The sequence below is a fragment of the Candidatus Saccharibacteria bacterium oral taxon 488 genome (assembly GCA_005697215.1).
Taxonomy (GTDB): domain Bacteria; phylum Patescibacteriota; class Saccharimonadia; order Saccharimonadales; family Saccharimonadaceae; genus Nanosynbacter.
In genome coordinates, this window is sequence record CP040003.1 from 531,761 (window position 1) to 554,158 (window position 22,398).

The 22,398-nt window shown below is 50.9% G+C and carries 23 protein-coding genes and 1 tRNA gene; 3 read left to right on the forward strand and 21 right to left on the reverse strand.

Annotation, left to right across the window (positions count from 1 at the left end; translation table 11 throughout):
• Positions 1–2: 2 nt before the first annotated feature.
• Genes FBF24_02815 through FBF24_02865 form a run of 11 tightly spaced genes read right to left on the reverse strand, consistent with a single transcriptional unit; the run spans position 3 to position 11,455 of the window.
• Entirely contained in the window at positions 3–935 is a 933-nt protein-coding gene (locus FBF24_02815) for a thioredoxin reductase (GenBank protein ID QCT40808.1), read from the reverse strand.
• On the reverse strand, positions 928–1,605 hold the full coding sequence (locus FBF24_02820) for a hypothetical protein (GenBank protein ID QCT40809.1): 678 nt from the start codon (positions 1,603–1,605) through the stop codon (positions 928–930). Before FBF24_02820 ends, FBF24_02815 begins: the two co-directional genes overlap by 8 nt.
• 30 nt (positions 1,606–1,635) lie before the next feature.
• Complete coding sequence (locus tag FBF24_02825) at positions 1,636–3,435, reverse strand: ABC transporter ATP-binding protein (GenBank protein ID QCT40810.1); 1,800 nt, start codon at positions 3,433–3,435, stop codon at positions 1,636–1,638.
• Positions 3,435–5,948, reverse strand: coding sequence for a phenylalanine--tRNA ligase subunit beta (gene pheT / locus FBF24_02830; GenBank protein ID QCT40811.1), 2,514 nt, complete (start codon positions 5,946–5,948; stop codon positions 3,435–3,437). Before pheT ends, FBF24_02825 begins: the two co-directional genes overlap by 1 nt.
• Before the next feature lie 18 nt (positions 5,949–5,966).
• Positions 5,967–6,473: a hypothetical protein gene (locus FBF24_02835; protein ID QCT40812.1), complete on the reverse strand. Its 507-nt coding sequence runs from the start codon at positions 6,471–6,473 to the stop codon at positions 5,967–5,969.
• A gap of 29 nt (positions 6,474–6,502) precedes the next feature.
• Positions 6,503–6,958: an HIT family protein gene (locus FBF24_02840; protein ID QCT40813.1), complete on the reverse strand. Its 456-nt coding sequence runs from the start codon at positions 6,956–6,958 to the stop codon at positions 6,503–6,505.
• A gap of 37 nt (positions 6,959–6,995) precedes the next feature.
• On the reverse strand, positions 6,996–8,708 hold the full coding sequence (locus tag FBF24_02845) for a hypothetical protein (protein QCT40814.1): 1,713 nt from the start codon (positions 8,706–8,708) through the stop codon (positions 6,996–6,998).
• 49 nt (positions 8,709–8,757) lie between these two features.
• Positions 8,758–9,228, reverse strand: coding sequence for a hypothetical protein (locus FBF24_02850; GenBank protein ID QCT40815.1), 471 nt, complete (start codon positions 9,226–9,228; stop codon positions 8,758–8,760).
• On the reverse strand, positions 9,218–10,144 hold the full coding sequence (locus FBF24_02855; GenBank protein ID QCT40816.1) for a hypothetical protein: 927 nt from the start codon (positions 10,142–10,144) through the stop codon (positions 9,218–9,220). Before FBF24_02855 ends, FBF24_02850 begins: the two co-directional genes overlap by 11 nt.
• A 29-nt stretch (positions 10,145–10,173) precedes the next feature.
• A complete protein-coding gene (pheS, locus tag FBF24_02860) occupies positions 10,174–11,217 on the reverse strand; it encodes a phenylalanine--tRNA ligase subunit alpha (GenBank protein QCT40817.1) in 1,044 nt (347 codons plus the stop codon).
• 1 nt (position 11,218) lies between these two features.
• Positions 11,219–11,455: a hypothetical protein gene (locus FBF24_02865; protein QCT40818.1), complete on the reverse strand. Its 237-nt coding sequence runs from the start codon at positions 11,453–11,455 to the stop codon at positions 11,219–11,221.
• Positions 11,456–11,511: 56 nt separating this feature from the next.
• Between FBF24_02865 and FBF24_02870 the strand changes: the two genes are divergently transcribed.
• Positions 11,512–12,507, forward strand: a complete 996-nt coding sequence (locus tag FBF24_02870) for a hypothetical protein (protein QCT40819.1) — start codon at positions 11,512–11,514, stop codon at positions 12,505–12,507.
• Between the two features lie 60 nt (positions 12,508–12,567).
• Here the strand turns inward: FBF24_02870 and FBF24_02875 are convergent, their stop codons facing one another.
• From FBF24_02875 to FBF24_02885, 3 genes are read right to left on the reverse strand one after another with little or no spacing between them, the layout of a single operon-like run.
• Positions 12,568–13,638: a DNA recombination protein RmuC gene (locus FBF24_02875; GenBank protein QCT40820.1), complete on the reverse strand. Its 1,071-nt coding sequence runs from the start codon at positions 13,636–13,638 to the stop codon at positions 12,568–12,570.
• An 18-nt stretch (positions 13,639–13,656) separates the two neighbouring features.
• Positions 13,657–14,151, reverse strand: coding sequence for a hypothetical protein (locus FBF24_02880; GenBank protein QCT40821.1), 495 nt, complete (start codon positions 14,149–14,151; stop codon positions 13,657–13,659).
• Positions 14,152–14,192: 41 nt separating this feature from the next.
• Positions 14,193–14,768, reverse strand: coding sequence for a phosphatase PAP2 family protein (locus FBF24_02885; protein ID QCT40822.1), 576 nt, complete (start codon positions 14,766–14,768; stop codon positions 14,193–14,195).
• 4 nt (positions 14,769–14,772) lie between these two features.
• On the opposite strand from FBF24_02885, the gene FBF24_02890 reads away from it, so the two are divergent.
• A tRNA-Gln gene (locus FBF24_02890) sits at positions 14,773–14,847 on the forward strand.
• Between the two features lie 21 nt (positions 14,848–14,868).
• Here the strand turns inward: FBF24_02890 and FBF24_02895 are convergent.
• Positions 14,869–15,372, reverse strand: coding sequence for a hypothetical protein (locus FBF24_02895; GenBank protein ID QCT40823.1), 504 nt, complete (start codon positions 15,370–15,372; stop codon positions 14,869–14,871).
• A gap of 247 nt (positions 15,373–15,619) precedes the next feature.
• Here FBF24_02895 and FBF24_02900 point away from each other — a divergent pair, with 247 nt between their 5' ends.
• Positions 15,620–16,744 carry a hypothetical protein gene (locus FBF24_02900; protein ID QCT40824.1) on the forward strand — a complete coding sequence of 375 codons (1,125 nt, stop codon included), beginning with the start codon at positions 15,620–15,622 and terminating at the stop codon, positions 16,742–16,744.
• Here FBF24_02900 and trmD read toward each other — a convergent pair.
• The 6 genes from trmD to FBF24_02930 form a co-directional block, all read right to left on the reverse strand.
• Positions 16,741–17,412: a tRNA (guanosine(37)-N1)-methyltransferase TrmD gene (trmD, locus tag FBF24_02905; GenBank protein ID QCT40825.1), complete on the reverse strand. Its 672-nt coding sequence runs from the start codon at positions 17,410–17,412 to the stop codon at positions 16,741–16,743. The genes FBF24_02900 and trmD overlap by 4 nt on opposite strands.
• A 136-nt stretch (positions 17,413–17,548) precedes the next feature.
• Positions 17,549–17,941, reverse strand: coding sequence for a KH domain-containing protein (locus FBF24_02910; protein ID QCT40826.1), 393 nt, complete (start codon positions 17,939–17,941; stop codon positions 17,549–17,551).
• 61 nt (positions 17,942–18,002) lie between these two features.
• A complete protein-coding gene (gene mltG / locus FBF24_02915; protein QCT40827.1) occupies positions 18,003–19,091 on the reverse strand; it encodes an endolytic transglycosylase MltG in 1,089 nt (362 codons plus the stop codon).
• The gene (gene ruvX, locus FBF24_02920; GenBank protein QCT40828.1) at positions 19,088–19,492 is read right to left on the reverse strand and encodes a Holliday junction resolvase RuvX; all 405 of its coding nucleotides are present in this window, start codon (positions 19,490–19,492) and stop codon (positions 19,088–19,090) included. The genes mltG and ruvX overlap by 4 nt, the downstream gene beginning before the upstream one ends.
• Positions 19,482–21,095 (reverse strand): hypothetical protein, encoded by a 1,614-nt coding sequence (locus FBF24_02925; protein ID QCT40829.1) that lies wholly within the window; start codon positions 21,093–21,095, stop codon positions 19,482–19,484. The genes ruvX and FBF24_02925 overlap by 11 nt, the downstream gene beginning before the upstream one ends.
• On the reverse strand, positions 21,096–22,358 hold the full coding sequence (locus FBF24_02930; protein QCT40830.1) for a hypothetical protein: 1,263 nt from the start codon (positions 22,356–22,358) through the stop codon (positions 21,096–21,098). It lies immediately after the preceding gene.
• Positions 22,359–22,398 lie beyond the last annotated feature (40 nt).

A 22,398-nucleotide genomic window follows, 5' to 3' on the forward strand; every position in this document is an offset into this window, starting at 1 on the left:
TACTACTCCTCTCTGGCTTTTTCTTGTAAATATTCACGAATTTGCAGTGCCGCCACTGCGCCCTCACCGACCGCCGAAGCGATTTGCATGGTTGCACCCGAACGGACATCGCCCGAGGCAAAGACACCGGGGACATTGGTACGCAAGTGTTCGTCAGTGACGATGTGTCCTCCGAGGTCCAGCTCAACATCTGACTCCTTCAAGAACTGCGTGTTCGGAATGAGGCCGATAAAGACGAACAATCCATCTGCAGTAAATTCTTTTTGCTCGCCGTCTTGGGTTGATTTGACGCCGTAGAATTTGTCGTCCTTCACAATAATTTCATCGGTTGTCGCGCCAAGGTGGACGGTTATTTTGCCTGCATCAACATATTTTTGCAGCTCCCTCTGCAAGACATCGCTGGCGCGTAATTTACTGCGCACCAATAGGTCAACGTGGCTGGCGTAACGAGTCAAAAATATCGCTTCCTGCACCGCCGAGTTGCCGCCGCCAACGACGATCAAGCACTTGTCGCGGTAAAATGCACCGTCGCACGTCGCACAGTAGTGTACGCCGCGGCCGTACAATTCATCTTCACCCGGCACGCCCAGCTTGCGGTGATTTGAGCCGGTCGCCAGCAGCACCGCTTTGGCGCGCACCGGCTGACTATCGACCGTCAATTCCAATTCGCCGTCAACTTGCTTCAGGGCCGTCACGTCGCCGTACTCGATCTCCGCACCGAATCGCTCAGCCTGCTGCTGCAGCTCGGACGCCAATTTCATACCGGTCACACCCTCGGCAAACCCTGGATAATTATCGATTTGATCAGTGATGGCCGCCATACCGCCAACCACGCCGCGTTCGTATAGTGTTGTCGGCACGTCTTCGCGCGATAGGTAAATTGCGGCCGTCAGCGCACTTGGGCCAGCGCCGACAATGATAACCTCCTTAGACATTCAACCCCCTTGATCTATAATATCGCTTGATAACTTCTGGCATCTCCGGCCGTGGAATCTCCGCCGGTTTCTCGATAGCCATTACCACAAATTTAAGTGGCGCATTGGCAGGAATTTTATCGCCCTGGCCTTTATCGCCATAAGCTTTGTCAGCTGGAATCGTCAGTTCGCGCACACCGCCAACCTTCATACCAATCAGCCCCTCTTTCCAGCCCTGAATCACCGACGTATGTGCTGGGCCGTTTACCGCAAACGGCGCTTTCAATTTACCGCTGTTGATTGACTGATCAAAAATCTCACCCTTGGCATTCCAACCGATGTAGTAAACCGCAAATTTGGTGTCATCTTTGACCTCCGCGCCGTCACCCACGACCAAATCTTCTTTGCCTAGCTCCTTCACGCCAGCAGCCTCAAAGGCGCTGACTCGCGTACTAAACCCCGAAAACTTGCCGTGATATTTACTGTTCAATTCCGCCGTCTGAGCGTCAACTTTCTTTTGCCACTCCGTGGTTGCTTTTTTATAATCTTCTTGCGCCTGCTTCAGCTCGGCCTGATCTTTGGCGTCATTGCCTGGCTGCACCATCATGGCGATGAACCCGCCAATTGTCCCAATCGCTAATGTCCCCGTGATGATCCATATACCGAGTCGCTGTCCCCTCTTCGTCGCCATAATCCTCCTTTATCTTACCTTGAAATTATATCAATGTTTCCCCTCAACCGCAATGTCGTAGCGTGCCAGCTCATCGTCAATCCCCACACCGGCTGTCCGCTGTAGCTTGAGCAAATCAGCATAAATGCCGCCCGATTTCGCCAGCTGTTTCGGCGTACCGATCTCGTCGACCCGGCCATCTTTTAGCGTCACAATTCGATCTACTGTGGCAATAGTACTTAGCCGGTGAGCGATAATCAGCGTCGTCCGCCCCTTCATCAACCGCTCCAGCGCCTGCTGCACTAGATGCTCGCTCTTGCTGTCGAGATTGCTCGTTGCCTCGTCGAGAATGAGAATTGGCGCATCCTTGAGTACCGCCCGCGCGATGGCAATGCGCTGCTTTTGACCGCCGGACAGCTTGAGGCCGCGCTCGCCAATTTGCGTGTCGTACCCTTTGTCAAGCTCACTGATGAAGTCGTGCGCGTTGGCGGCCTTGGCGGCGGCAATCACTTGCTCATCCGTCGGCTCGTCGGCGCCATAGGCGATATTTTCACGAATTGTGCCGGAAAAGAGCGCTGGCTCCTGAAACACCGTGGCAATGTGGCGACGCAAGCTCTTTTGCTGCACCACATCAATTGCCACATCATCAATCATAATCTCACCACTGTCTGGCTGATACAGGCGCATCAGCAAGTTCGTTAAAGTGGTCTTGCCGCCGCCCGACTCGCTGACGAGAGCGACATGCTCACCGGGACGAAGCGTAAACGAGATATCGGTCAACACTGGTTTTTGCATGGCAGAGGCGTAGCGAAACGAGACATTGCGAAATTCGACCGCCCCGCGGCTCACCACTAATTCCGGCGCGTGACGGTTATCTTCGATCGCCGGGCGCAGCGTCATCACACCAACGAAATCCCTACTCCCGGCCAGAGCTTTCTGGAAATTATCAACGATGAAACTCATATTAAATAGCGGCATCCGCAAATTATTAATCAGTGTGATCAATAGCACCATATCGCCGATCGAAAAGCGCCGCTCGGTCGTCTGCACAAAAATGTAGGCAAAAATCATGAAGAAAATGACCGACAGCACCACGCCGCGCACAATGTCCATGCTGTGCCAGTAGCGCGATTGCTTGCGCGTAATGGCAATTGTTTTGCGGTAACGCTTGGCAAAATGACGATATTCGAGCGACTCGCGGACGTAGCTTTTGACAACTTTGATCTGAGCAATGACTTCGGCGAACCGGCCGCTGGCCATATCTGTCTCGTGATTTTTACGGTTCTGAAAGGCCTGCCACTTCTTGCTGGTCAGCGCCGTCAGCCACATAAACAGCGGGTACATGATGACCACCATGATCGCCAGCTCCAGACTGTACATCAGAACGATGCCGATGGTAATACCCGTCGTCAGCAGCATCTGGAAAAAGTTGTTGGCAAACATGTTCAGGAAATTCGTCGTTTCGGTAATCGCCCGGTTGAGGCGATTGATAATCGTCCCGGTCAGCTCGCCATCAAAATAACTTTGCGGCAAGCCAAGCAAGTGATGATAGTACCGCGTCGACAGCTGCTGTTTGAGCCGCGTGGCCATCACGTCGCCCCAGTAACCGCCAAGGTTTCGCACAATCGTATTCGTCACGTCAAGCGCCAGTAGCACCAGCGCCAGGAAAATTGCCTGCTCAATTCCTACATTACCGCCCTCAACCACCTCAACCATCAAGTTGGTCGCCCGCGAAATCACGAACGGTACTGCGATGCCGGTCAGCGCCACGACAACCGAGCTGACACTAACTCCGATGTAGTATCTGCCCATGCCGCGCGCATATCGGAGCATGTGGATCAGCGGCTTCATCAGACTATTTCAGCGCCCCACGCGTCTTTGGCCACCCGCTCAATCTGCTGCATCACCGGCGCGATATCCTTATCCGCCAATGTCCGTGCGAGTGAAGTAAACGTCAGCCGCCATGTTATCGTTTTCTGCGCCACATCCTCCTCAGACTGATAAATAGTGAGTGGCTCAATTCGCACCGCCATATCAACGTCCCGTACAACCTCGTCCAGCGTCTGTAGTAGCTGCTGATACTTGACAGCGGATGGCACTTTGAGCGAGATATCGCGCGTCGTTGAAGGATAGCGGCTGAGTGGCTGATAATGACTGTCACGCTTGGCGTAGACAGCCTCCAAGCCAGCCGTATCCAAGCTCGCCGCTGCCACGTACGCCGGCAATTTGAAATTCTTGATGACCGACTGCTTCAGTTCACCGACCATGCCGATAAACTGCCCGTCAGTCGTCTCGACCAGTGCACTGCGCGACTGGTCAAACGGTGCCGTAACTGGGAAATTGAGCTCCTCTTCAATTGGCTTGAATACCAACTCAGCGCCAAGGTCATGAGCCAACTGCTCAACCAGGCGGCGAATCGTGTAAAATGGTGCACCCGCTCCCGGCTTTTTGGCAGCGTAGACAATATCCGTGAACTGACTGGCTTCTGGCAGGCCATCTTCACCCAAACCATGCATTTTGCTGTGACCCTTGCCCATTTCAAACAAAGCGAACTCATCGTGCCCGGCCTTGATGTTGGTGTGAACTTTGTCGAGCAAACTCGGCAATACCGTCAGGCGATAATATTGCAAATCAGGACTGAGGGCGTTTGATAATTTGTATGCCTGGCTGATGTCTTGCTCGGCGTTTTTCAGGATGCGTTCGTGAACAAAACTGTAGGTCAAGACTTCGTTGGCACCAGCACGCGACAGACTACGGCGAACGGCGTTTTTCAATTCTCGGCGCAGGTTTTTCGGCGCTGATTTGATGCTGCGCATTGGCAATTGACGCGGCAATTTATCAAAGCCATACAGCCGGCCAACCTCCTCAACGATATCCTCAGGTAGCTCAATATCGGTGCGCCAAAACGGGCTGTAGACCATCATGCCGTCCTCACTATACTCGCGCCCTTCATCAACGAAAAACTCAACGTTTCCTAGCAGCGTGTTCATTTCACCATCGGTAAAATTTACGCCGAGCCGCTCTTCAACAAATCCACTCGGCACCAACAGGCCACCGCACCAATGCATACTATCAGCCAACACAGACCGCAGAGACTGATGATTCTTAAACAGCACGGGACTAGCTTGTTCACCGCCAGTCATACCCATGAGTCGCTTGAGTACCGGGTCGGTTTGTGCCGGTGACTGACCCTTATTAAACCGCGTCAACGCATCGGTAAAAATGCCGTGGCGCATGGCCGTGCGGCGCAGCGCATACATATCAAAATTAGCACATTCTAGGACAATATTTTTGGTGTCATTTGAAACCTCAGTGTCGGCACCACCCATAATTCCCGCCAAACCAATCACGCCCTCGCCGTCAGCAATGACGATATCGTCATTCTTCAGCTCATATTCCTTGCCATTGAGCAGACTGACTTTCTCGCCGTCACGAGCCAGCCGCGCCCCGAGTGTAGACCCGCGCAATTTGTCATAATCATAGGCGTGCGTTGGCTGCGCCGTCATGAGCATTATGTAATTCGTGGCATCGACAATGTTGTTAATTGGCCTGCCACCCATCGCCACCAACTGGCATTGCAACCACAGCGGACTTGGCTGCACCTCAATATTTTTGATGGCTACCGCTGAAAACACCGGCACTACTTCAGTCGCCTCATTGAAGATCTCGAGCTCAAGACCGTCGCCGCCAGCAAATTCTTGAATCACATTGTACCACTCGGGGCTGGTAAACTGCTGGTGAAAAATCCCGGCAATCTCGCGTGCCACGCCGAGCTGCCCAAAGCAATCCGGCCGGTGAGTAAACATCTTATTCTCAATGTCCAGCACGTAGTCGTCCAAACCAAACGTTTCCGCGAAACTCGCACCTGCCGTAAGTTCAACGCCCACCGGCACGTCGTGTTCATAAATCTCAACAATTCCCTCGTGATCCGTACCAATCGCCAGCTCGTCGGCCGCCGCCAACATACCCTGACTCAGCACGCCGTGCAGTGGCCGCGCATCTAGCACAAACGGCTCGTCGTCGTCAAAGCTTGCCGGCACCGTGCTTTTTGGCGGCAGCCAAATCGCCCACATATCCGCATGCACATTTGGCGCGCCGCAGACCACTTGTACCAGACCGCTCTCATCGCGCGGCACATCCGCTACCACACCGCCATCATCAATCTTGGTCACACTCAGCCGGTCAGCATCAGGATGCTTGACGCATTCAACCACCCGGACGATTCGTGCGCCGCCATATTTAGCGTTGAGGTCGATCACTTCTTCGACGCCACCAAGCTGCTGATTGACCCGCGACACCAACTCATCTACCGGCGGCAATTCAAAATTAATCAATTGTTTGATAATGTTTAGGCTGACTTTCATATATACCAGTATATCATTCTAATCAACGGTGTAGTCAAACACCTTGACAGGAATATCTTTTTCCTGAGCTTGGTCAATCGTAAACGTCGTGCCAGAGCTATCGTTGACCCGAAACGCCACCAGTTCGTCCGCCAAGTCAACAATTTGACAATTACGCGCATGAAATGAATCAGCATTAACTCCATTAAAATCAGTAGCATCGTGCAGTACTCCTGGCCGATGTTTGGCGATGTCTCGCAAAAGAGCGATCGTCGCAATCGCATCATCCTGGCGACATTTGCCGACAGCTGCACGATCATACAATGCTTGGCAATACAGCTCCAGCTCCACTGGCAAAAATATCCGAAACCGTGCCGCCTCCAGGCCACATTCATACGCCAGCCGCGCCGCTTCGTGATCAGCACCAGTCGCGCCACCCGACACAATCCCGCCGCCTTCAGCAATCTTTTGCCCGACAAACTGCTCAATATCGCGGCGAATCGTGTCATTTACTTCACGTGTACCGACAACTCCGAGCCACTTCATAGTTCGCCCCGTTGGTTAAAGTTAAAATATTACCCTTGAGCAGCAATGATCTGCGCCTGAATCCGGTCTAGTTCGGCCTCATCCATCTTTGGCCCCTCGGTCGTCGTCAGCCAACCACGATAGCTCTCGTGAAACTCTGCGTTCTCTGCCCAGACATCAGTCCGCCCTGCCAAGTCACCATGTAGCGGATACAGCTTGGCGTGCACATGCGCCACGCCCGTCCCCTCGAATACCAGCGCTACCCGCGGTGTATCAAACGCGCGCTCCAGCAGCCGCGCCACCTGGCGCACTGCTCGCATAAACTCGAGATACAGCGTCTCGTCAATCGCAAAAATATAATCGCCCGGGTTGCGCTTTGGAATGACCACTGTCACCCCCGGGGTATTTGGAAACGGCGTGAGAAACGCCAGGAACTGCTCGTCCTCCCAAACCTTCCATGATTTTACGGTGCCTGATACAATGTCGTCGAAAATTGTATGGTTCATGCGTCCATTATATCAAACTTATGCTAAATCGGTAAAATTAGATCTGCATACAACGACTAAAGGTAGTCTCATCTGGGGATATTGCCCGCAAAACCGCCTCACCATCAGGCAAGTCTATAGGGAATTTGATCTTATTGGTATGGTTAATAAATACCGCAAAGCGATCCAGCATACTACGCGCAGGAACCCCCTGCTTCTTATGAATTTGTTCATACGTATGGGCTGCCACGCGCACCATTATCGCATCATACAGCTCATGATCGTCACCACACATATCGTCAATTATCCTGCACGCAATCTCAGCCGCCAAGCTGTCATCTGATAATCGCTGGTACTCCTCTTCGCCAAGTTGACTATAGACATCATCATTGTGTCGTCGCAACTTCTCCACTTCCCGCTCAATACCAAACTCTTGTACAAGATCATCCGACTCCCGTGGTAATAAGATCTGAAGAGTGTTACGCAGCATCCACAAAGGATTAATTCTCGTCCGGATATCGTACCGATCCTCATTAAGTAACCGGTCAATTATCACCTGCGGGTCGCTCGCTGCTCTCACCGTATCAGCAAACCGCTCTCTTACATATTCGCTATATGCTGGGTCGATATTCTCAACTACGTGACGTAGCTCCTCTGGTGAATTGACGGTGTCAAACCTCTCTTCATAATCTTTAGCCATCTTCTGTCTAGGCGAACCCTCGGGAAACTCCCATGATCTTTTTGGCAGCCGACGATCAGGCTCGCTCAGTCTGATACCAAGTTCCTCGAGCCGGGCATTAGCAATGCCATCAAGAGTTTCTACCGCTTCACCGCACTGCTCAAGCCTCATGATGTGCTGCTTGAAATCTTCACCATCTTCCCAGTCCCCAGGTAACACCTTCCGCCTCTTTTTAAGCCACGAAATGACGTCTTCGTAGCTATACCCATCATCATATTCCAATAAAAGGCCACCGCCCTGCTCACCCCATCTAATCTCACTCCACAACCCGTCTTCCAGCGCGTCAAGCCAAATATTACGATTATCCTCGTCGTTCAGAGTCGCTAGGATCTCATCTTTCACCTTTTTAAGTAGATCATTGCGACATGCTTCGCTAAATGGTAAGCTCTCGATACTCCCCTCGACATCACCCAGTAGTCTATTAACCATCCTGTCAGTACCATTCACCAAAATATCCGTACCATACTTATCAAGTATTTCAGCATCAGCAACTATTTTTGTCAATGGCGCATGCAGTAGTGTCGCCACTTCCTGTTCATGCTCTCCGAACCATGTGCGACAGTCACCACGAAGCTCCTCGGTTGTTTTACGAGTGGGCCAATTTGATTTTTCGAATAGATCACTCCAATATACATCAAGATACTTCACGGTTTCTGGCGCACAGTGAGCTAATGTTAGTGTATACTTCATGATATCAGCAAGGCTCGCACCATATTCATGGCAATGATCAGCAAAACCGCTCCTATAGTCGGTAAAATCCGCCACTTCCGCAGAATCACACATTCGCCTTGCCTCTTTTCCTAGGGCATGCAAGCTTCCGTCATTATCAGGGTCTTTTATCCTATCAAAGAAATTAGGCGGCAACATAATACCTTGTGCCGACTCACACAGTGTATCTAATACTGCTCGCTCCTTTAAGTACATGGGGTTATACTTACCAAAAACCTCACGAATTTGATGAGATATCGACTCATGGTTAGGATTTTTATCCAGCGCAGCTTTATCGCTACTAGTTGAAATATGCTCACTCATAGCTTATATTATATCACCTAATGTAATAATTACAAGGAACACGCCATTATCATACCAAGCTTTTATCAGATCTACGCCTCGCCCCGCCACCCAATCGCAGCAGTACATTATACAAAAATATAATAATTCCCCAAACAATCACGCTTAGATAATTACCCCAATTAAAATCATTCCAAGGATTGCGGGTCGGGCTGCCTGTCGGGTCGTACGCCACAAATCCCACTACGGCCATCACGAGAATGATCAAGAGTCCGGAGACGATAATTTCACGCACGTAACTGGAGCGCTGAAATATTGACAGCCTCAGGTTATATCGAGCATCTGACGGCAACAACACTAATAACACAATAACGATATATGATGGGATAGTTATTATACCCTCAAATATATCCCACGGGTTAACCTTCATGATATCAGGCCTCACCATCTTCACAATCTCTTGCATGCCGAATGACACCCCAAAAAATAACGCCAGTGTGATCAGCACTAGCCCAATGGAACTCCATCGTCTAGTCCGCATTGTTCGCTCCCGTTATGACATTGGTGGCTGCTTTATATACCTCGTGGATTTTACCAAAAACCTGATTATCATACTCTTCTCTATCTTCGATGCTGCTGTCTGGCAATTCGATAGTATTCTTGAACTGCGGCTGCATGATATTTACCGACGTTACTTCCATGCCCTCTTCAATTTCAACTTCGTAGACCTGCTTTTCGACGCCCGGAAATTCCTTCATATAGTGATCAATGTACGCGCCAGGAGACAGAAACTTACCTCTACTTGGCCGAAAATCGATAACGACGGTGCCGAGCGTATCGGTACGATTGTCGATCGAGGGCGCGGAGAATAAACTTTTCGCTAGCTGGCTGATTTTATTATTGTGTTCTATAGCTTCGCGAGTAACAAATATCTTCGCGGATTTTATACGATGCGCCCGCCTGATTAGCTCGATGGCATCTGGATGACAAACTACTGTCCCGATAAATGCCGTCTTTTCGGAGAGCGAAAGTTTTACTACTTGATTATTAATATATGCTAAAATCTTTACATTTGTGGCAACATTTCGGTTATATTCTAACGCCATAATTCCCTTGTCAGCATAGTACAGGAAATGCACTACCTGCACCGGCAGCTGCCCATCAGGCAACGGATAGCGCCTGACGAGATCATCATCGTCCCTGCCTATGGTAATCACGTTTGACCCGTACACGGCAATGATGCCAGCATAGCATTTGGATAGTTCACTGGTTTTATGTAGCTTGTCAAACTGCAAGAGCCGCATAAACGACTCGTCGTCATTTGGATTATACTGCCAATTCCTATCGTCTTCTTCGAGATTCATCAAATCACGGAGAACATCCTCAAATGGGTAGCTGCCGTATCCCTCATCGTCACGATTGGTGATGTTGTAGAGAAAGACGTTGCGCTTGATCATCACAGCTCTCCGATGAACCTAACGGTGAATTAAAACTGCTCCAAAAAATCCAACTTACCACTCTCGAAATGCCGCACGTCCTCGATGCCGTATTTCATCATCACCAGGCGGTCGATGCCGCAGCCAAAGGCAAAACCGGTGTATTCATTCGGATCGATGTCAGCAGCTTTCAGCACATTCGGATGGATCATACCGCAGCCCAGTAGTTCAATCCAGCCTTCGCCCGAGCAAACCTTACAATCTGGATTCTTACCTTCACAAAACGGACAGCTTAGCGCAAATTCAAAGCTCGGTTCGGTGAACGGGAAGTAAAATGGATTGACGCGCACGTCAAGTTTCTTGCCGTAATATTCCTGCAAAAACTCCTGCAGTGTGGCGATGAGATTACCGACATTAACTCCCTTGGCGACATACACGCCCTCGACTTGATAGAACGTGTGCTCGTGCCGCGCGTCCAGGTCTTCGTTGCGAAACACCCGGTCGGGCACGATAGCAGCGATCGCCTCGCCTTTTTCCAAATTGCCATGATATTTTTTCAGCACGCGGTTTTGCATGGTCGAGGTGTGCGCCGGCGCAATCAAACGGTCGCCGTTAGCGTCAGTCTCTTCGGTCATGAAGGTATCGTAATCATCACGCGCCGGGTGACCCTTTGGAAAGTTCAAGCTCTCAAACATATGAAATTGATCGTCAATCTCACGCGACTCTTCCGTCACGAAACCCATGCGATTGAAAATGTCAGAAATACGCTCAATCTCGGCGCTCAGCGGGTGAATCGTACCCCGCTCACTCGGCAGTAATTCAGGCCGGGGAGCATTGACGTCCATAGGCGCCGTGACGTCAATTGGCGGCAAATCAACTTTTGATAGTTCATCTTCACGAGCCGTAATCGCCCGCTCCAACTCCTGCTTCAGTTCATTAACTTTCTTACCAAACGCCCCGCGCTCCTCGGCTGGTAACGTCGCAATAATGCCATATAGTTCCCGCAGCTCTGCGCTCCGCAACACGCTGCGCGGTTCAGCTACTTCGGTTACGCGCGATAATAATAGTGCTCGAACTTCATCCAACTTTTCCATGTCATCGCCCCTGCATTAAAAACATACCGACAACCACCGCTGCCATAATGATAATTAAAATCCAGGCCGGCGCCAGCGTCGTCGTCTGCTTCGTATCTTCCAAATATTTTACATCCTCTACGCCGTCTAGACTGGCTTTTTCCTGAAGGCCCGACGCCTTGGCCTTCTCGCGCAGCTCCGCCGCAATGCGTTCTTGGAGCTCACTACGACTATCTTGTTGATTTACAAATAATCCCATATGTCGATTATACCAGATATGTTATAATGATAGTAATAGTACAGTAAGGAGGGACTATGGCCACGAAGAAGACTACTAAAAAGGCCGCGACTGCAAAATCCAGTTCAAAGAAAACGACTGCTGCAGCTGCTACATCGAAAACAACCGTAACGCGTGTCACCAGCAAGGCTGAGACGAAAAAACCAGAGGTCAAATCAACTGCTGCTAAACCCGTCAGAACTAGCTCACCACGCAAAAAATTAGATACCAAGCTACCGCGCAACCTCGTCAACATCGTACTCGCCGAAGTTGCTGGTACGTTCATCTTGACGCTAGTCGCCTTGTTCTCGGCATATATGATGACACCGTTTTACATTGGTCTAGCACTGGTAGTATTAGTGCTCGGTATTGGTGCAATCTCCGGCGCGCACATTAACCCAGCCGTGACGTTCGGTCTCTGGACGATGCGTAAGCTTCGGGCTATACTCGTGCCGTTCTACTGGGCAGCACAATTCCTTGGCGCAATGGCTGCCGTTGTCTTGATGGGAGCAATTTCATCAGGTAGCTTCGTCATTAACTTTGACCAATTTACCACTTTCTCGTGGGCGATCTTTGCCGTCGAGCTCGTCGGTATGGCGGTCTTTATGTTCGGGGTGAGCGCTGCTCTGTCACGCACTGATCTCAAGAACACCAGCAGGGCCGTAGTCATTGGTATGTCATTGACACTTGGCTTGGTGGTTAGCGGTGCATTGCTACCACTCGCCCAAAATGCTGCTGTCCAAAAGTACCAACAGGAGCAGGCGAATGCTTCTCGGCAAACTCAACAATCAAAAGACCAGCGCACCTACCCACGCGAAGTGTATATCAGCGGTGCAACACTGAACCCAGCAGTTGCTCTGGCGGTCACTGAAAAGACTAACTCGCAGCTACAGAACGCCTCAGCACCAGCACAGAAAACAGAGAAAATGTATACCCGCCTCAGCCTCGAGGTTATTGCCGCAACCCTCGTTGGAGCAGCACTCGGCGGTAACTTGTTCCTGCTGATTGGCTATCGCAATAAGGTTGAAGAATAATTCTCTTCCTCGGTAGTTACCGTATCCCCGCCCGCTTGGCGGGGATTTTTGGTGAGACAATTATTCTTCCTGCGCCGGCCGATCGATTAATTCCGGCTGCGTTTGGTGATCACCACCAGAGATCCGCACCACGTCTTTATCAATCTTGTCCAGCTCCTTGTACGAATTATTATAATGCCCGACAGTCGTACTGAGACTTTTGCCCATCTTGGTCATCAGCTCATCAAACTTTTTAATATGCACACCCAGCTGGCCAACACGCACCTGGATGCCCTTGGCCTGCTCCTCAATTTGTAGACTCCTCAGACCCTGCAGCACCGTCTGTAAATACGCCAAAAAGCTGGTCGGACTGACGATGATCACGCGCTTGTCACGAAAGGCGTATTCGATCAAATCGCGGCTCGAACCGCCCGCACCAACATTATTGATGAGTAGGTCATAATACAGCGACTCACTAGGTATAAACATAAAGGCAAAGTCCATGGTATGCTCACGCGGGCGAATGTATTTGCTGGTTTCGTCAATGCGACCTTTCAGGTCAGCCTTCACCTTGTTTAGCCATAGCTCACGCTCAGCTTTGGTCTCGGCGTTGATCATGCGGTTATAATTTTCCAAGCTAAACTTACTATCCACCGGCAAAATCTGCCCCTTGTCCAGGAAGATAACCGCATCAACAATCTCGCCGTCCTTGAAGCGATATTGCATCTGAAACTGCTTGGCGGGCAGCACGTTATCTAGTACGCTTTCCAGATAAAATTCGCCAAACACGCCGCGCTGTTTAGGATTTTGCAAGACGTTCTGCAGGGTTTTCAGGTCAGTCGCCACGTCGACCACTCGCTTATTCGTTTCGTCTAGCTTGGCCAGCCGCTGCGTCACGTCCGCCACCAACTTGGCACTTTCCGACAACTGCTTTTGCACCGAGGTCTGCACCTGAGCATTGCTGCGCTCAAGTTTATCGCTGACTGATTCATTCAGCTTGGCGATGGTTCGCCCCAGCTCCACCACGTCAGTTTTGATGAGCTCGACCGATGACTGATTTTTTAGCTCACTTAACTTTGACTGCAATACAAATAGCATCGCACCCAACCCCATAACGATAATACCTAAGAGAATAATGATAATGATTTCCATACTCTTAGTGTACAGGGATTACAGAGACAAGACAACTCGCGCCAGCAGGACGAATATAGCAACAAATAAAATTGCTGCAGCGTTGCCGCGAATACGGTTCAGCCACATTGCGGTTGCGTATACGAAGCCAAACGCCACGGTTGTTACCATCAGCGACAACCACCACACCTCAGCAGTCGAGACACCAACACCCCACAGTGCACCAACCGCCGCGAGTACCACGAGCAGCGGCCGCCGAACTCGATTGAGGGCGATAATTGGTACGAGCATAACGCTGACCAATACCAGCGCAACGTAGACACCGATTTGCGCACTGTTCGTACACATTGATGGGTCGGCCGTCGGACCGCAAATAATCTGCTTTAGGATAAAGCGATCGAGCGCCAGGGCGATCAGCCATGTCACGACACCGCCAATCATACCGCTGCTGACAACTCGCCAGAACACCGCCGGCGTCACAGGAAACATATAGTCTGATTCTTCCTCGTGAAAAACTTTCTCAAACCACTTCACAATAGATACAACTATAGCAGTAATTTGATAAAACCGCAACCCTATTTTGCAGTGCGTGACACCCGTCGCAATGGCATGTACCAGAATATACCCGCCCAGGCGATAATGAGCCCCCCAGCCACATCAAGCGGCGTATGCACCAGCGCCACCACCCGCCCTATACTGACCAGCAGCGTCATCACCAAACAGGCCACGGCCCACCCTCGACACTTCGCGCCGAACCACACCGCCAACGTGATGGCCATAGTGAACAGGGCGTGATCGGACGGGAAACCCGGATTATCCAAAAACGAGGCGCCGGCGCTCACGCCCGCCAGCTCAAACGGACGGAGGCCTGATGGCTGATATAACAACCCGATAATTTTCGCCGCCACAAACGCCGTCAATCCCGCCATCAGCACTCGCATATACACCTGATAGCGCCGGCCTCGCGGCACATGTCGGATGAGCGTATACATCCCGATTAACACCACCGGGATCACCAGCCCGTCGGCAATAATTTTCACCATCCATGAGATATCCATAAGCTCCATTATACCCTGCTGGGCGTCAGCGTCAAACCCCGAGCTCGGCCTGCCGACTTGCGCCACTTTACCGTTCGTAGTATAATCAGACACGCATTGGGGATTCGCCAAGTGGTAAGGCACCGGGTTCTGGTCCCGGCATTCGGGGGTTCGAATCCCTCATCCCCAGCCAAGAAAAAGGATTGACGTTTTGTCAATCTTTTTTCTTACACTTTGGTTTGGTATGAGCCTGATGGTCAGTTGATGTTTCTTGAGATTTTACCGTGGTTGTCGCGCCACCCTGGCCGAAACCGCTTGCCCATATCGCCAAAATCCACACGCCGGCCAGGAACAGGAGCGACCAGCTACCGCCCGGTAGGTCAAACGTCGCCCCAAATATCATTGATACTCCGTGACAGAATGCCATGCTTTCTAGCAGCGTCAACAGTAGTAGCGCCACGATGCCCATCATGGCACTGACCTTTCTCAATCTAGCCGATATATCCATGGCCAGCAGGAATGGCAATGCCCCAATCTCTGCGACAACGAGAACAATGGCGCACACTGCCGCCATCACGCTCGGCAATCCAGCGAGCATTGCTGGGAACTTATCAAACGAAAATAGCTGGCTCAAGACGATGACGAGAATATATCCGGCAATGATTAACCGTACAATGTGTACGACTGATATTGGTCGTTGGGTTGATGTTTTCTTCATAGATACAGTATACCGACCCGCCTTAAAAAGCTCAAGCTTGTTGTATTATTTACCAAAGCGCTTGCTTTTTTTATTAAAAAAACGTACAGTAACAACAAGCGAACGATACAAAAACAAACACTACTGACGTTTCTTTCGCTCTACGACATCCACCACAACAAAATACCGTTACGGAGATGTAGCGGTATTTTCCGTTGTTGGATAAATCACAACGCTATATATAGCGTATACGTGCTATAGTAACAATATGAAAGAATATCGTGAGTCGAGAGGGTTTGTTGAGTTTGGTCCAAAAAATACCGCACCCGTACCATTACCTGCCATTAATGAAATTGAGCAGATTCGTAAAACATATGATCCAGGGGCAATCACTGAGCTAGCGACTTCAATTGTTCACGAGGAAGACGGTAATACTTGGTTCGATATGTACAATCCTCTCCTAGCCGCCTGCCTCACACCAGAGGAGGCGGAGCAATACCTCAAGGAACACGCTGCGTTTCATAAAGGATCTCAGTCAATCGATAATCTCACACCGGATGATGATGGTAACTACGTCATCCTAATCTCTGGGCATCGTCGTAAACGCGCTATCGAGCAGCTACTGAGCCAACATGGCATTGCGCCGGAATGCACCCTAGTAAATGTCAATCTTCGCCGTGGCATTACCTTCGAGGAGGCACTCGTTGCCCAAGTGCGCGAGAATACGCACGAGAAAGTGTCACCTACTGAAACTGCCAAATATATTGAGCAACTATATATCTACCTCCGAGACAAAGAAGGGGCACAACCAACCTACAGGCGACTGTCTATGATGACCGGGATTAGTGAAGGCATTATTAGTACTGCGCTACGGTTTCAACGCTTACCGGAAAGTATCCAAAAACTTGCTACCACTCATGGTGATATCCTCCCCTACTCGACTCTCGTCAAACTCGAGCCGCTAATGCGCAAACGAGGTGAGCTGTATAAGAAGTTGCTCTCGCTCGGGCAAACCATGGACGGGGAAGACTGTAAGACCTATGTCGAGAATCACCTTCATATCGTGGCGAATACCATTGTTGAAGACCTCCTTGGCGCCAAGAAGCGCAATCACTATATTGAACAGCAGATTAGAGACCTAGAACTACGAATTATCAATGCCCAGCCCAGCTTTGACCTTATAGCAGAAACCAGCTCTGGAGCTCAGCGAAAGGCATCAGAGACCCGCCTCGGTAAGACAGCCGTATCGGCCATGCGGCATGCCTGTCGAGACGATCCAAGAAATATGCCGCCCGAACAGCTAGCTGAACTCGAGGAGTTCGTCGCAAAAGCCAAGGCATTAGCGACTCCTGCTGTCAATGGCTACGAACAAGAGTCGCTGCTATCCGCCTAATCAACAGTTGCTTTTTGCGACTGCTGTTTGCGCCACTCAGCGATTTTGCCGTGATGCCCACTCAGTAAGACTTCCGGTACTCGCAAGCCATTAAATACCTCTGGCCGAGTGTACTGTGGATACTCTAGTGTTTCGCCGTCTGAGAAACTCTCAATCTCCGCTGACGTTTCACCGCCCAGCACACCTGGCAGCAGCCGCACGATCGAATCAATAATGGTCATCGCCGGCAGCTCGCCGCCAGTCAGCACAAAATCACCGATACTCCACTGCTCATCAACCAATTCCATAATGCGCTCGTCAACACCCTCATATCGCCCGCAGATAATGATAAGCCCCCGGCCATCATCCGCCGCCACACGCGCCATCGTCTGCCGCCAGCGTCGACCGCGCGGGCTCATCAAGACAACCTTTGCGCTCTCATCTCGCGACCTCGCAAACTCCACCGCCCGCCATAACGGCTCAATCATCAGCAGCATCCCATCGCCGCCGCCATATGGCGTATCATCCACCTGGCGGCGCGGGCCCAGACCAAATTCACGCAAGTTCACTGTCTCGAGTGAAACGATACCATCTTTTTGCGCCTTCCACATCATAGAATTTCCAAACACCCCAGAGAACATTTCGGGAAACAGGGTAATGACTTGAAATTTTCGCATACCCTTCATTATACCGCGCCCACATAAAAACCACCAAAAAACCGCCCTTTAGCTAGGCGGTTTTTTAGCACAAATAAGGCTCTCAATGGTTACCCATTGCTCGCATAGAGCTGTTCTCGCATATCGTCTGTGCTTGAACTAGTTATGATTATATATCAAGATCATCCAGTTCTGCAAGCTCTTTTCGAGCATTTTCTGCATAAGAAGAGCTATTTTCCACAGTTTCATCTGTTGAGTTGTCCACAGAATCATCGTCTGAAGCGGCAGTCGTAGTTTGTTTAGCACTCGTAAAGCCGTCGTTATTGACAATTTTCAGGTTGTAGCGCGCATCATTTTTCGTCCCTAACGCCCTGAGCAGCGTCCGCAGGCTCTGTGCCGTACCGCCACGCTTGCCGATGACCCGACCGAGATCCTCTGGGTTGACCGTCAGCGTGAGCAACACTCCCTTTTCATCAATCAAACGCTCGACGACGACATCTTCTGGATGCCCAACCAGCGCCTTTACTACGTATTCTACAAATTGCTGATCTATCGTTGACATACTGCCCCTCCTTGGAATTAACTGTACTCCTAGTATAGCATAGGCGATTTGCCGAGGGCAACTATGGCAATTGGCACTTTTTGGCGCAGTGGGCGGTAATGTTCGCCTTGTGCTCAGCCTCGGTCTTCGCAAAATAAGTTACGTTGTCATCGCCGCTCAAGAAATAAAGGTAATCCTCCTGGGCTGGATCGGCCACAGCATTCAGCGCCGCGAGACCAGGCGAAGCAATTGGCCCAGGCGGCAGCCCCTTGTGAATGCGCGTGTTGTACGGTGAATTAAGCGTGTGCGAGCGAGCGACGCCAGCCTTGTCGGCGGCATAATGATACGTCACGTCTGACCCGAGCGGCATATCCTTTTTGAGACGGTTATAAAACACACTGGCAATCCGCCGCATGTCCTCACAGGTCGTTTTACCCGGACAACCGATTGACTCACGCTGAATAATTGAGGCCAGCGTCAGCCCCTGATACAGCGACAGCCCTCGAGCTGCAAATTTCTTTTCGAGATTATTCTCAGCCACCACCCGGTCTAGCTCGCTGATGGCCCGCTGCAAGGCTTGCTGGGCGGTCGCGTCTGACGGCAAAAAATACGTATCACCATAGATATACCCCTCGAGATCGGCGGTCGCTGGCTTACTTTTTAGTACCGTACCGGTATAGGTAGCAGCAAAGGCGGCCGTGATCTGCTCATCATTGTAGCCAGCCCGCTTGAGAGCGCTGGCAACATCGGTCTTTTGGGCGGCAGGCGTCGAGGTCTTATCGCGCAGTGTTGCCCCTGGATAAAATAGTACCGAACGCCGATCCGGTTTGCCACCGAGTAAATGCTTAAGCACCGCCGCCACATCTTGATCTTGTGTAAAGCTGTACACGCCCTTATTGAAGGTGCCGGTAACGTTATTTAACTTGAGGTAAATCGTCATGGCAAAGGCACTACGAATAATTTTTTTATCTTCAAGTTTCTTGGCGATAACCTGTGCCGTGTCGCCACTAGCGATCTCGACACTGATTTTTTGCCGCGCCCCGGCGTTGACCGGACGAAGCATTTGTTTGTACCAAATGACGCTGCCAAGCAGCACCACGCCCGCCACCGCGACAACTGCTGATACAATAATGAGCCACAACCGCCGTTTTTTAATCTTCAATTTCTTCATCCGTGCACCTCCAAATAATCTTGCAAAATAATACTCGCCGCCTCAGCGTCAATGTCACCCTTATCTTTGATCTTGCCAGCTAGGCGCTGTTCGGCCTGAACGCTGGTTAGCGACTCATCCTGATAAGCGATCTCGGCATCAATGTCCAGCTGACCCAGCCGCCTGACAAAATCGACCACGAACTCTGTTTGTTGTGTTGGCTCGCCGGACTGATTGCGTGGATAGCCGACCACCACCAGCGAGATATCGTGCCGCAGCATAATCTCTGCCAGCTCCTCCATGACCCGCTCGTCATTAGCCACCCAGCCAAACGGTACCGCGATCCGCACCTGTGAATCGGCCATAGCTAGACCGATCCGTTTCTCGCCCACATCTAGCGCTAGAAAGTTTTTAGCTTTCATTGAGCTTGAATTCGATGCTTATTCGTTTGGTATCATTTGGTACGGTGCGCACCCAGAACGGAGAGAATTTCACATCAACATTTTCGATACCCTTGATGGCTTCGAGCGCTGACTGGATGTCGCCATAACTTTTACCGCGCGACTGCTCCTTGACCTTTTCCTCATCAATGGTTGGGCCGACGACGGCATTGGCAGTGATGTGAGCAATGAAGTTGCTGCCCCGGCCACTGAACTGCGCAAACTGCGCGCTATCAACACCATCTTTATAGATCTTTTGTGACTGCTTGCCCTCTAGTTCCTTGTTGGCGGTCGCCTTGAGGTAGGTGCTTAACTCTGATTTTTCGACACCAACCATCGAGGCGGTCACCACTGTTTTAAGCGTCACTGCACCAGTCGCTTCACTATCAACGGCAACACTTGGAGTTGGCGCACTACGCTGTTCTTGGTAGCTTTCTTTGATAGTAACTGTTGAACCGCCGAATGATTGCTCGACCTTGCCACGAAGAGAGTCAGCTTTCTTTTCGTTCAATAAATCACCGGCACGCTTAACATCGTCGCTGCTAACCACCGTCACCTCGCGACTACTACCGCCCGAAGTCTCGCCAACGAGTGTCGCATTAACTCCTGATGGCATCCCTGAAACCGAGCCACTCTCACCGTTATATTCCGCCCCGATATTGGCAGCCGTCACCATGACCGTTGAGCCCGAGGCATTGGAGCGACTAAACGTCACCGCGCTATCAGTCGTAAAGGTCATCCCACCGCTCGTACGAATCGACGTCCCTGCCGGAATGGTCTTATCCAGCAGGCTAATAGAATCAGTCGCAACACGTAGCTTGCCCTTGGCCCGCTCACCAACTTTCTTCTTGCCAGTTGCCGAGAACTCAACGGATAATTCTGCTTTTTGCTCCTGCCGGCGCGCCTTGATCACGTCAGCAGCCGGATCAGTCGTCCCGTCAGTCCTGAGTGTCACTTTTTTATTTACCGTCACCGTTGTCGTCTTGGCCGTGATAATCACTCGTGCGTGCGGTGCGAACCAAATCGCCCATACCAAAAACCCAATGAGTAGCAGCGCGGCGCCGCCGATCAGTAGGAATTTTTTACGAAATAGATTAAAGTTCGGAACTTTTGGCGCTATTTTATTCTTATCAGCTTTGTCCGCTGGCTTTGAGGTCTCACTATCTTGCTGAGTGGACGAGTCAGCGATGGCCGAATCAATTGCTTTATCTGTCTCATTGATGGATTGCGCACTCTTTTCTAATTCACCAATTGGTAACTCACGCCCATCAATGACGTCATTTTCATCATCCACCTTTAGTACCGGTATCTCAGCCATTTCTGGCTTGCTCTGGAGCGTCTTGGCCACTGGAATCTTGGCCGCCGCCGCTAGGCCAGACAGAATCGTATCACCGGTGATCAACACCACCCGCTTATCAACCGACGCGGCCGTCCGAGCGATAAGCCGCATATTAACAGCACTACGCAACACGCCAACCCGCTTGGGCGGCACCAACGCGATAATCCGTTCCTTCGACGCCTTTATCTTGCCAACAATGGCAGTGATATCATCTTCGACGTCAATGTAAATAACATCTTTATTCATCTATATTTTAAGTAATCGGTTAACTTTATCCATCAAGCCATGAGCGTCTTGATTACTTACCATTGTATCATACCCAACCCGCAGCAGGCCCATCACTGTGATAAAAGTGTGGTCCGTAATATCACCAGTTGTATCAGTAATACCGATGACATCAGAGGGCTTGATATGCTGAATGGTTGGCTTTTTCGTAAACGGCAGTTCCTTGTACCACGGCTGATTGGCCAGTGCATCAACGAGCTGCTGCAAGCTCGCGCCACCGCCACACAGCAAGATCCGGTTCGGTAAATGATCGACGCTGTCAAAATCACCGAGCGCCAGCTCAACGCCCGACAGCCATACCTCAAGGGTTTTATCAATCGCCCCATCAAGTTTGCGCTTGAGTGTCGGCTTGATATATTCCTTATCAGCATTTACCTTCAACTTTTCCGCTTCTTTGTAGCCCAGGTCAAGATCCGTCGCAATCATCCGCGTAAAGCTCCGTCCACCGATGCCGAACATCTTGGTGCCCTCAACGCCGCCGTCATTGACAACCGCGATATCAGTCGTGCCGCCACCGCAGTCGATCAAGATCGCCGTGAAATTAGAATTCGCATCTGTACCGAGCACACTCCGGCTGACTGCAAACGGCTCGGCCGCCACGGCGATTAGCTCTAGCGCCAACTCATCAGCCACCTTTTCCAGCGCCCCGATATGCACCATCGGCGCAAATGCCGTATAAATCTGCACTGCCACGTCCCGCCCCTGAAAGCCGATCGGGTTCGACACCTTGTAGCCGTCAATATGAATGCTGACCAGTGCTGAATTAACCAGCTTCACCTCGACGTCCTCGTTGCCAGTTTCCAGCGCAATCTGCGCCTGCGCCTTGCCCTGCGCCCGTTCCTGTACCTTCTCGATGATGAATTCCATCTCGGCAACGTCCAGCGGCTTATCAGGTTGTGGTCGGCGATAGCGAATGGTGTTGGTCACACCCTTGACCAGCTCACCGGCGATACCGATGATCACCCGCTTGGCCTGAACGCCGGCCTTATCCTCGGCCTCGGTCAGCGCTGCCTCGCAATTGGTCACCACACCGGCGATATCAGCGATCGCGCCTTGATGCATGTCGCCCAGATTCTGCTGCGCCCGACCGACTCCGATGATTTCGATATCATCATCCTTGATCTCGGCAATCAGCGCCTTAATATACTCCGTACCGATGTCGAGACCGACGAGGTACTGGTGTTCATCTTTGTCTGTCTTCTTGAAAAGCCTATCTAACACCATAGTCTTTATGATTATATACCATTTGTATGTGGATTGGCTA

What these genes read in the sequence shown, in the direction of transcription:
- FBF24_02870 (QCT40819.1), top strand. Translation starts at nt 11,512, where the DNA reads ATGGCCACGAAGAAGACTACTAAAAAGGCCGCGACTGCAAAATCCAGT.
- FBF24_02820 (QCT40809.1), bottom strand. Translation starts at nt 1,605, where the DNA reads ATGGCGACGAAGAGGGGACAGCGACTCGGTATATGGATCATCACGGGG.
- pheS (QCT40817.1), bottom strand. Translation starts at nt 11,217, where the DNA reads ATGGAAAAGTTGGATGAAGTTCGAGCACTATTATTATCGCGCGTAACC.
- FBF24_02850 (QCT40815.1), bottom strand. Translation starts at nt 9,228, where the DNA reads ATGCGGACTAGACGATGGAGTTCCATTGGGCTAGTGCTGATCACACTG.
- FBF24_02875 (QCT40820.1), bottom strand. Translation starts at nt 13,638, where the DNA reads ATGGAAATCATTATCATTATTCTCTTAGGTATTATCGTTATGGGGTTG.
- FBF24_02840 (QCT40813.1), bottom strand. Translation starts at nt 6,958, where the DNA reads ATGAACCATACAATTTTCGACGACATTGTATCAGGCACCGTAAAATCA.
- FBF24_02930 (QCT40830.1), bottom strand. Translation starts at nt 22,358, where the DNA reads ATGGTGTTAGATAGGCTTTTCAAGAAGACAGACAAAGATGAACACCAG.
- ruvX (QCT40828.1), bottom strand. Translation starts at nt 19,492, where the DNA reads ATGAAAGCTAAAAACTTTCTAGCGCTAGATGTGGGCGAGAAACGGATC.
- FBF24_02895 (QCT40823.1), bottom strand. Translation starts at nt 15,372, where the DNA reads ATGAAGAAAACATCAACCCAACGACCAATATCAGTCGTACACATTGTA.
- FBF24_02815 (QCT40808.1), bottom strand. Translation starts at nt 935, where the DNA reads ATGTCTAAGGAGGTTATCATTGTCGGCGCTGGCCCAAGTGCGCTGACG.
- FBF24_02835 (QCT40812.1), bottom strand. Translation starts at nt 6,473, where the DNA reads ATGAAGTGGCTCGGAGTTGTCGGTACACGTGAAGTAAATGACACGATT.
- FBF24_02825 (QCT40810.1), bottom strand. Translation starts at nt 3,435, where the DNA reads ATGAAGCCGCTGATCCACATGCTCCGATATGCGCGCGGCATGGGCAGA.
- pheT (QCT40811.1), bottom strand. Translation starts at nt 5,948, where the DNA reads ATGAAAGTCAGCCTAAACATTATCAAACAATTGATTAATTTTGAATTG.
- FBF24_02865 (QCT40818.1), bottom strand. Translation starts at nt 11,455, where the DNA reads ATGGGATTATTTGTAAATCAACAAGATAGTCGTAGTGAGCTCCAAGAA.
- FBF24_02855 (QCT40816.1), bottom strand. Translation starts at nt 10,144, where the DNA reads ATGATCAAGCGCAACGTCTTTCTCTACAACATCACCAATCGTGACGAT.
- FBF24_02910 (QCT40826.1), bottom strand. Translation starts at nt 17,941, where the DNA reads ATGTCAACGATAGATCAGCAATTTGTAGAATACGTAGTAAAGGCGCTG.
- mltG (QCT40827.1), bottom strand. Translation starts at nt 19,091, where the DNA reads ATGAAGAAATTGAAGATTAAAAAACGGCGGTTGTGGCTCATTATTGTA.
- FBF24_02900 (QCT40824.1), top strand. Translation starts at nt 15,620, where the DNA reads ATGAAAGAATATCGTGAGTCGAGAGGGTTTGTTGAGTTTGGTCCAAAA.
- FBF24_02925 (QCT40829.1), bottom strand. Translation starts at nt 21,095, where the DNA reads ATGAATAAAGATGTTATTTACATTGACGTCGAAGATGATATCACTGCC.
- FBF24_02845 (QCT40814.1), bottom strand. Translation starts at nt 8,708, where the DNA reads ATGAGTGAGCATATTTCAACTAGTAGCGATAAAGCTGCGCTGGATAAA.